This is a genomic window from Nitrospirota bacterium, from assembly GCA_030684575.1.
GTDB lineage: Bacteria > Nitrospirota > Nitrospiria > Nitrospirales > Nitrospiraceae > Palsa-1315.
In genome coordinates, this window is the sequence record JAUXVD010000015.1 from 85,135 (window position 1) to 94,684 (window position 9,550).

General features: G+C 55.6%; 9 protein-coding genes. 5 read left to right on the plus strand and 4 right to left on the minus strand.

The window, feature by feature from the left end; translation table 11 throughout:
* Positions 1 to 119 precede the first annotated feature (119 nt).
* Positions 120 to 1,049 carry a PhzF family phenazine biosynthesis protein gene (locus Q8N00_11755; protein MDP2383467.1) on the minus strand — a complete coding sequence of 310 codons (930 nt, stop codon included), beginning with the start codon at positions 1,047 to 1,049 and terminating at the stop codon, positions 120 to 122.
* Between the two features lie 9 nt (positions 1,050 to 1,058).
* Positions 1,059 to 2,297 carry a hypothetical protein gene (locus Q8N00_11760; GenBank protein MDP2383468.1) on the minus strand — a complete coding sequence of 413 codons (1,239 nt, stop codon included), beginning with the start codon at positions 2,295 to 2,297 and terminating at the stop codon, positions 1,059 to 1,061.
* Between the two features lie 87 nt (positions 2,298 to 2,384).
* On the opposite strand from Q8N00_11760, the gene Q8N00_11765 reads away from it, so the two are divergent.
* Positions 2,385 to 2,660, plus strand: coding sequence for a hypothetical protein (locus Q8N00_11765; protein MDP2383469.1), 276 nt, complete (start codon positions 2,385 to 2,387; stop codon positions 2,658 to 2,660).
* Between the two features lie 137 nt (positions 2,661 to 2,797).
* Here Q8N00_11765 and Q8N00_11770 read toward each other — a convergent pair whose 3' ends face one another.
* On the minus strand, positions 2,798 to 4,750 hold the full coding sequence (locus Q8N00_11770) for a radical SAM protein (GenBank protein MDP2383470.1): 1,953 nt from the start codon (positions 4,748 to 4,750) through the stop codon (positions 2,798 to 2,800).
* A complete protein-coding gene (locus Q8N00_11775; protein MDP2383471.1) occupies positions 4,750 to 6,648 on the minus strand; it encodes a radical SAM protein in 1,899 nt (632 codons plus the stop codon). The genes Q8N00_11770 and Q8N00_11775 overlap by 1 nt, the downstream gene beginning before the upstream one ends.
* A 657-nt stretch (positions 6,649 to 7,305) precedes the next feature.
* On the opposite strand from Q8N00_11775, the gene Q8N00_11780 reads away from it, so the two are divergent.
* From Q8N00_11780 to Q8N00_11795, 4 genes are all read left to right on the plus strand, one after another.
* Positions 7,306 to 7,653, plus strand: coding sequence for a DUF5674 family protein (locus tag Q8N00_11780; protein MDP2383472.1), 348 nt, complete (start codon positions 7,306 to 7,308; stop codon positions 7,651 to 7,653).
* Positions 7,654 to 7,657: 4 nt separating this feature from the next.
* On the plus strand, positions 7,658 to 7,987 hold the full coding sequence (locus Q8N00_11785) for a hypothetical protein (protein MDP2383473.1): 330 nt from the start codon (positions 7,658 to 7,660) through the stop codon (positions 7,985 to 7,987).
* Between the two features lie 504 nt (positions 7,988 to 8,491).
* Positions 8,492 to 9,175 (plus strand): DUF5343 domain-containing protein, encoded by a 684-nt coding sequence (locus tag Q8N00_11790; protein MDP2383474.1) that lies wholly within the window; start codon positions 8,492 to 8,494, stop codon positions 9,173 to 9,175.
* Entirely contained in the window at positions 9,168 to 9,410 is a 243-nt protein-coding gene (locus Q8N00_11795; GenBank protein MDP2383475.1) for a hypothetical protein, read from the plus strand. The genes Q8N00_11790 and Q8N00_11795 overlap by 8 nt, the downstream gene beginning before the upstream one ends.
* The last annotated feature ends 140 nt before the right edge of the window (positions 9,411 to 9,550 follow it).

Consider the following 9,550-nt stretch of genomic DNA (forward strand, 5'->3'; position numbering starts at 1 on the left):
GATCAAAACGTCATATCACAAGGCCGCAGGGAGTATGGCGACTGAGTCGTACCCTCTGGGGTACGTCGCAGGGAGACATGCGACTGAGAACGCCGTGAGATGGCGTTTTCATCATCCTGCTAAAACTTGAGCGTGCCTTCGACGACCATGACGCATTGCCCGCCCACCTTGATCGTTTGGATGATATCGTCGTCCGACTCGACCCGGACGAAAATCTGCGACGGACGCTCGATTTCATAGCCCTGTTCCACCACAATTTCAGTCGTCGGAGTCACCTCCACTACCCGATTCTGCACCAGGTAGGCACCCAAGGCGCCACTCGCGCTGCCGGTCGCCGGATCTTCAAGAATCCCGATCGACGGCGCGAACATCCTCGCATGGACCGTCGCAGTGGGTTCGACCGTCACGGTCGTAAAGACCATGATGCCATTGGCGCCGAAACGCCGGCAGACATCCGTAATGGCCGAGGCATCGGGACGGATCGACCGCACCGCCGTCAGCGTACGCACCGGCACGATCATCACGGGCAACCCGGTGGATACCACCTCGATGGGCCACTTCATATCGGCGATCACATGTTTGGCCAGACCCAGCGCGCTGGCAACTTTATATAAATCTTCCACATCCTCTACGGGACCCAGAAACTCCGGCTTGGGCTGTGTCATCACGACCCGCTCCACCAGGCCATCCTCCGCATGGAGTTCGACGGGAAAGAGACCGATGTTGCACTCCTGCATCACCCGCGTTATCGACTCTTTGACCGGGATGATGCCCAACTCGGCCAGGATGAAGAAGGTCCCCAGCACCGGATGACCGGCGAAGGGAATCTCCTGGGTGGGCGTGAAGATGCGCAGTTTGACCACCGCGGCTTTATCCGTCGGAGGAAACACAAAGACCGTTTCAGAGAGGTTCATCTCGCGGGCAATCTGTTGCAGTTGATCGTCTGTCAGGCCCCCGGCATCGGGAAACACGGCAACGGGATTACCACCGAACGGCTCCCCAGAAAATACATCGGCTTGATAAAATTTGAGGGACCGCCTGTCAGGCATTCTGGCCTCCTAGATTGGACGTGGAAGCGCGTCAAACTCCTGCCGCATGGGGTTCCGGAGATAGTGCTCTACAAAGTTCTGGAGCGAGCCGTTCCGATAGAGCAGCTCATTGGCATAGCGCGTATCGATCTTGTGCAACACCTTCACCGTGACGCCGGTCTTCTTTGCGAATTGCTCCAGCGTCACCCCTGTAATGTCGCTATAAGGACCACGTCCCGACTGCATGATGCATTTGGGGATGTGCACCACTTTTTCCTTCGTCAACCGGCGCGCAATATCGTCGAACGTCAGGAGGACCGTGCAATCAGAATCTCCGCTCAACATCGCATTCGGCACATAGAGAAACTTGGCCCGGTTCTTCCGGAACAGGCTCAGGACTTTGTGGACACTCCCTGCCGTCACGATCGTATCCTTCTTTTCCATCTCCAACGCATCGAAGGAACTCACGATTCGTTTCCGGTTGAGAAAAGCCGTCGCATAGGACTCGGTGTGGATCGTCTGAAGATTGGGCAGGCCCGCATCATAAATTCGCAGGGCCTCCTCCGGCAGATACTTGCGCCCCTGCCGCATGAGGGAGGCCGTGTCCTCCTTCAACCCCCGCACCGGCGTCAGCGTCCCCATCCAGAGCACACAGTTTTTGTTGATCGACGAAATCAGCGCCGCATCCTTCGACATGGTATCCATATCGAACGCATAGAAATTCGCCGAGGAGACCGCCGGTCCGTCCAAGACTTTCAGCACATGCTTCACCGACGGCGCATGCGGCATGAGCTTCTGCCGATAGTCGCTCAGCGTGATGACGGAGAGTTCGAAGTTGATCCGTCCAGGGAACTGCGCCACGAGCTGGTGGATCTTCGGGACATGGACATATCCCACCGTGAAGAACTGGATGCTCTTGTCCGTATAGGTAAGAAAATCCTCGACCCATTCCATCGCCTTCGGATGGAGGAACAGATCCGTCCATTCCATGTATTCGTTGCCGCCCAGACACCAGAACTGCTTCGGGTCGGTCGGCTTCTTGCTGATATAGTCGAGGATATATTTCCAATCCTCGTCGCTGGTCTTAGGAGGATCGAACGTTTCACGGTAGGAATGGTCCAGCTCATAGCAGAACTCGCACTTCACCGGACAATCGCGCCCCAGGCTGAGCGGAATCTTACCCGCGTCCATTTCCTTGCGCAGAACCTCACGATAATCTTTGTTCGTAAAGATGGGAGCGGCCTGAAGGATCGGTAGAACAGTTCCCATAGCGTCAGATCAGCATGCTCGCAGGATGATCAAAATAGCTGCCGCCTTGGTTTGACAGGTCTGGTCCAGCTTTGTCACAGTATACAAATGAGTGATGACGTCATCCCCAAAGAAATCGCCCATGCACTGGAGATTCTGGAACTCACGCTTCCCATCACCTCCGAAGACCTGGAACGGGCCAAGCGCGTGCAGCTCTACAACTGGAACCCCGCCCGCTATTCGAACCTGACCAACAATCCCAAGAAATATATGCAGGCTTACAAGAAGGCCGAAGAGATGACCAAGGTCGTCCAAGCCGCCTATGCCCTCCTCGTCGCCGTGCTAGTCCCAGACGAATCTTCTGGCGATCAGTCTTCTTCCTGAATCGCCATCTCCCCAGGATGCTCAAAACGGCGTCCCACTAGGCCGCAGGCGAGTCAAAACCGGAGGCGTACCCTCAGGGGTACGTTGAGGATTTTGACGAGCCGAGAACGACGTGGGGGGTCGTTTTCAGCATCCTGCTAACCCACATCATGGCTCGTGACTCTAGACATAACCTCAGCCCCCTCGGACTGTGCCACCGGCCAGGTGACCAGGCCCGACACACCCTCCGGCGATCCGACAGCCTGCGTCTGCTGCGCATAGATCTGCGGCAACTGGTTCGTTCCGTACTTGGAGATATAGAGGAACACGTGCTCGCGTGAATTCACCCGAACCGCCCAAGGCTGAAAATCGTTCTTGTAGAACTCTTCGCAGAGCTGCATCGCGTCCAGGCAGGACAGGGTGCTCGGATCGTTCAACGTGTAGTAATAATCCAGCGGCAGATCGTAGTCCTCTTGCTTGTGGATCGTAATACCAAACTTCTCCGGATTGCGCACCATCGGCGTATGGCGATAGGCCACGAAGTAGAACAGCTCCACCGAATGGATCACCGGCTGGTTGTCGATGACGAACTGGCGGGTCTCCAGCGCTTCGTCGCGCGTCTCGCCGGGGAAGCCGTAAAAGGCCATCACGTGGTTCCAGATCCCCGCCTTCGCCGCCTGATGGAGGTTGTTCTGGATCACGCTCTTCTTGGCATGCTTGTCCATGAGGTTCAGCACCCGCTCGTTCGCCGACTCCATCCCGTAATAGAGGGTGCAGCAACCGGCCTTCGCCGCAAGATCCCAAATCTCCTGGTCTTGCAGGGTTTCTTCGAACCGGATCAGCGTCGTCCACTTAATCCCGACGTTCTGGTCCACCAGCAACTGTGACACTTTTTTGAACAGGGCCGGCGGGTACGATTCGTCCGAAAAGAGAAAGTGCCTACAATTATACTTATCCCGCAACGTCTTGATCTGCTCGACCACTTGCTGGGCCGGCACTCCGCGATACTGGTCGAAGTAGCCCTGGCCATGGTCGCAGAACGTGCAACGGCCCCAGTAGCAGCCGCGCGTCGCGAGATAGGGAATGATCAGCTCCGGCACGAAGTACTTCTCCAGCGGCAGCCCCTCGAAATCCGGCAGGGGCAGCGCGGTCGTCTTCTCCGTATAGACCTCGGGGCTCCGGTGGACGCCTGACTCATCGCGATACATCAAGTTGGGGACGGAACTGATGGGCCGCTCCCCGTTCAAGGCCTCAACGAGCCAGAGCAGCGCATGTTCCCCTTCATACAAAATCGCCGAGTCGAAGATCTCCTGAAAGAACCGCTCCTGGTTCGGCAGCTCTTCCTGCAAGCGCGTGATGACATTGCCGCCCACCACCACATGGATGTGGGGGAAGGTCTCCTTGATCATCTTGCAGAACGTCAGACCAGCGAGGAGCTGCATCTGGGTCCCGATCGATACCCCGACCACGTCCGGCTTTTCTTTCGCCACCGCCGGCATGACCAACTGATTGCAGATGTCTCGATAGACGTTCACCTGTTCATCGTCCAGACAGGCAAAGACTTCTTTCGACACGCCGGGCCGATAGCCCAGGTTGCTTTCCATCGGATAGAACACGATCGATGCCGGATAGTAGGCAGCGGAAATATAGTGCATCACCTCGCGGAAGCAGTTCAGCGCGCCTTCCAGCTTCTCGGCCTGATAGAACCGCTCGCCCCGCACGATCAGCTTCGAATCCTCGGCCCGCTCCGCCAGATCGAACACGTCGACCGCATAGGCCTGCTCCACGGCAGCTTTCCGATCCGCCTCCCGCTCTGTAATCGTCCCGGCCTTCTCTTTGTCTTGAAGGGGCTTGAGCTGCATCCCCAACCGGGCCTTTACCCAGATCAGGAACTCCATCGTGAAGAAGTGGTCGTACATCTCGATGTTGATGTCGCGCTGCACAACCTTGTGTCCCGCTTCGCGGAGGATGGCCGTCAACGAAGGCAAGGCCAGATAGGGCGCCGTCGGTACCCACTCAGGCGGAAAGAGCAGCATCACCTTCGACTGCTTCCGCTCCTCTTTCTTGATCGGAACCAACGCGTCGATTTGTACGAGTCCAGAAGCAGACATTACATTTTCCCCGCGAGCGTCGGTATCACGCCTGCCGTTTTCATCGCTTGATATTGCAGGTCCCGCAATTTCTCCAGCCCGAACTTTGCGATATAGAGAAAGATATATTCCCTGATGTACAGCCGCAGATCCCAGCCCGCGTAATGGTTCTGTTCGAATTGTTGGAACACCCGCTCCGCCTCTTCGATGCTCATGCCGTTCTTGACCGTATAGTAGTAGTCGAGGGCCAGATCCCATTCGGGGTTCTTGTAGGCCGTCACGCCCCACTTGTCCGGATGCTTCGCCACGGGATTATGCCGACCCAGGTCGAAGGTACCGAATCCCAGCGAATGGACATGGTCTTTGTTCTGCTCCAGAAACTCCACCGAGGACCAGGCCTCTTCCTTCGTCTCGCCGGGAAAGCCGAAGAAGCCCATGCAATGGTTCCAAATACCCGCGTTGGCCGTGAGCTGCAGATGCTTCGTCATGATCTCCGTCGTCGTCGCCTTGTCCATCAGCTTCAGCACCCGCTCGTTCCCCGACTCGTAGCCGAAGTGGAGATACTTGCAGCCGGACGCCTTCGCATCCTGCCAGACCTGATCTTCCAACAGGCTCTTCTCGAACCGCATGTGCGTCGTCCAGACGATGTCCATCTTGCTGTCGATCAACCCACGCGCCAGCTTGCGGAACAGGGCCGGCGGGTAGGACTCATCGGTGAAGTGGAAATGTTTCGCCCCGTACTTGTCGCGCAGATGTGTGATCTCCGCCAGAATGTCCTGTATCTTCTTCGTCCTGTAACCTGCCGTATAACCTTCGCCATGGTCACAGAACTCGCAGCGGCCCCAGTAGCAACCGCGCGTCGCCAGATAGGGCAGGATCTTCGTCGGCACAAAATATTTGTCCAGCAACAGACCGTCGAAGTCCGGCGGCGGCAGCGCATGCATGTCTTCAGCAAAACTCGTCTCCGACGTATGGACCCCGGTCTCGTCCTTGTAGATGGTGTTCGGCACGTCGGCCAGGCTCCGCTTCGCCCCCACCGCCGAAACGAGTTGGACGAAAGCCGTCTCCCCTTCATAGACCACGGCGCTGTCGAAATATTGGAACAGGGGCGACTGGGGCAGCACATCGCGCAGCCTCGTGACCGTGTTCCCGCCGATCGTGATGTGGATATGGGGGAAATGCTGCTTGATCAGGGCACAGAACGTCATGGTGGAGAACATCTGCTGCTGCAGGACGATCGAGATGCCGATCACATCCGGCTGGGCCTGCTCGATCGCCGGCTTCACCAGATGGTCGAACACATCGCGGTAGATATTCACCTGGGTATCGTTCACCGCATCCATGACTTCGGACGAGACGAAGACTTTATAGGACAGGTCCGTCTCCATCGGCGGCATGCAGATTCGCGCCGGAGCATAGACCATCGAAATCACCGATGTGACCTCGCGAAAGACTTGAATGGCCCATTCTAACTGGTTGATTTCGTAAAATACTTCTCCGCGTATGATCGCCTTGGCCTTCTCAGCCCTCTTGATCAATTCATCGATCCGCTGCCTGGTCACGTCACAGAGAGCGAGCTGCAAATCCATCTCGTTGGCATCCAGATCCCGCTTCTTGGAGAGCTTGCGGAGCCGGTCGAGTTGTTGCGGCACCCGGCGCAGGACTTTCTTTAAAAAGTCCTCGCTGAAGTACCAGTCCCACATTTCGAGGTTGATGTCTTTTTGGATGACGGTATGGCCGGCCTGACGGAGGACGGCCGTGAGGGAGGGAAGACTGAGATAGGGTTCGGACGGAAACCAGTCAGGCGGAAAGATCAGCATGACCTTCATCTTCCGGCCGCTGGTGGCTTCGAAACTCTGACGATTTAAAAGGATGAGCTCTTTGGAAGCCCGCTCGCCCTTGGAGTACTCAATCTTCATAGAACTCTGGTCTTTCTTTCGCCCGGCTGCGAAACGACCCGAATCATTCAAAAAGCCAATGAGTTAGCTTAGAGAATGGGTATTGTACGAGGGCAAAAGATTGATATGCAAGAGCAGGAAGAGCCAGCTTAAAAACTTCGGAAGAGCAACCGAGGAAACCCAGGATGCTCAAAACGGCATCTCGCTAGGCCGCAGGCAAGTTAAAACCGGAGGCGTACCCTCTGGGTACGTTGAGGATTTTGGCGAGCCGAGAACGACGCGAGAGGTCGTTTTCAGCATCCTGGTTGGAGGCCCGCCCGCCCTTCGATGACTCAATACGCATAGGAATCTGGCCCTTCTATCGCCCGGCCTGCGAAAGCGACCTGAATCATTCAAAAAGCCAAAGGGTTAGGCTAGGGAAGCGTCATTGTACGGGGGCGGAAGAAGGATATTCAAGGGCAGGCATAATCGGAAAGACAGCCCTACGCCACGAGGAAATTCACCAGCCATGCTCGCTCTATCCATGGATAGCACCAATGCCCCCTACCCGTCTTTCGCTCCAGTCCCTGCGCACAGGAGAGCGGAGGGCAGAATGCTTGACAGAGGCAGGCATAATCCGCAATCGTGCCTCAACACCACGAATCATCATACCGACTTGTTTACAAGGCAGGCATACCTATGGAAATCAAGATCGTCCGTGACGCCATTACCAAAGCGGAACTGAACGAGATGGCGAAACAGCAGTTTGGCGATATGGTCAAGGCTGTCGTCGACGTGGAACATCGCATTATAGCGATCGGCGGAGAACTGCATTCGGACGAAGAGGCGATGCTCCTCGATCATGGGTCGGCACAGAAAAACCTCTGGGGAATCAATCTCTACCCCGAACAGCCGGTCACCGAATGGATCGAGTTCGACTCCATGATCAATGTGCGCCCCTCAAGCGGAAACCGTTCCCGAAACGTCGAACAGGCCGAGATCCGCGAGACCATCGCCGCAATCGTCAATCAATTGGCCAAGGAGTAAGCGCATGTCACACGCCCATACGGATCTCGCGGCAGGCCGATGGCAGACCATGTCACTCATGGAACAGCTGGCGAATGTCGGGAGCGATGTGGCGCGCGCGCGTCGCTGGCAGGAGAAAGATCCAGGGCTTTCCGAAAAGGCATTTATCCGCGCCTTAGAGCTACTCGACCTATCGATCGGGGATGCCCGCTGGAAAGGCCGCAGAAAAGAACTCACACGTGTGCGCGAGATGCTCTGTGATGCGATGTCTGGAGGCTTCGCATACAACAGCGATCTGGCTGGTCTGGACCGCTACTTCCTCCACTTCGCCGTCGCGGCGAGAGCCGGCCGTTAAGAAGCCCCCTCTCGGCCTACACCAGACCGGCGCGGAATCGCAGGCTCCATGACTCAGGGCTCATCGCTCACCATTCCGCGTTGCCCAACTGGCAGACTTTTTCAGCATCTCGCTAGAGAGCTGGTCCTTCTTTCACCAACCTGCGAATGAAGCCACCGCGCCAAGAGCGGAAAGGGGCAGCTAGACGGTCCTCCGTGCTCGCTGAGGCCCCACGATAAAAATGGATGGATGACACCCGCGTCGATCCCTTGCTCCCGGAGCGCGCACGATCAGAATGGGCGCGCGCACGATGGGAACCTGCCAGGCCACCCCTCCAAATATCCACGGTACCGATAGAACGGAGAGATAAAGGAGGCACGCACTACTACTCCCACTTTGTAGTGATGGATAAACCATGTCCTTTGCCGTAAACTTGCCAAGAATGGATTGCCGAGACTGCCTCGCCATGCCACCGAAAATCTAGGCAGACTTACCAGCTAGCCCTCAATGTAAAAGGATTGACCAATGGGAAAAAATGGAAATGCACACCCCTACATTCCTAGCGCGGGAATGATAGTCCAAACATTTACGCAACTCCGGAAAATGTTCCCTGCAAAAGTTGACGCGGAAACTCTTAAAAAACTGTCCATCGCGCCCAAGAACGAGTCGATGGTAATCAATGTTCTCAGATTCCTTGGCTTCATTAGTGATGAGTCCAATAAGACGCCCGTGGCCAGCTCCGTTTTCTCAAAACATGACGATACGGAATTTTCTTCCGCCTTGGAGAAGGTCGTTAAGGACGCATACAAAGAGCTCTTTAAAATATGTGGGGATGAGGCATGGAAAGCAGACAGAGGAACTCTTATTGGGTTTTTCAGAACACACGATGAAACTAGCGCCTTAACGGCGACACGCCAAGCAATCGCATTCGAAACACTCGCGTCCCTCAGCGGTCATGGCGAAGCGGTGCAAGTTAAAACCCAGAAATCAAAAACATCTGTCAAGTCTACGGAGTCGAAAATGAAGCCAAAGACGGTCACGTCTGAAGCGAAAATTGATACCACCCAAAGTCAGCTCGGACACGAGCATGTTGGACCAGGCAACCTGGGGCTGACCGTACGCATTGAGATCAATTTGCCAGCCCAAGGTGATCAAGAAACGTATGACAGAATCTTCCAAAGCATTAAAAAGAATCTGTTGAATGGATAAAAAGCAACTACTTGTATTTGAGCGCATCGCCCGGCGTGCGCACCTTTTCTCAGATGAAGAGGTAAAGCTTGGCCCTGTAGACCATCCTTTTGACATTAGGAATATGCACGCTGCACTACCTGAGCACGTCAAGAAACTATTTGATAACAGCCATTACTCTCAGGCAACCTTTGAAGCGTTCAAGTATCTTGACAAAGAGGTAGCCCGAATATCCAAGATCAGCCAGACGGGATAGGGTTCTGCCCCACTTTTACGGACACCTGATTACGGCTCATAATGAGCCAGGAGGGGTGTCATGGGAGCACGACGGAAGTTTTCAGCTGAGTACAAACGTGAAGCAGTGGCGATGTTGGAGTCCCCGGGGGTGACGGTACG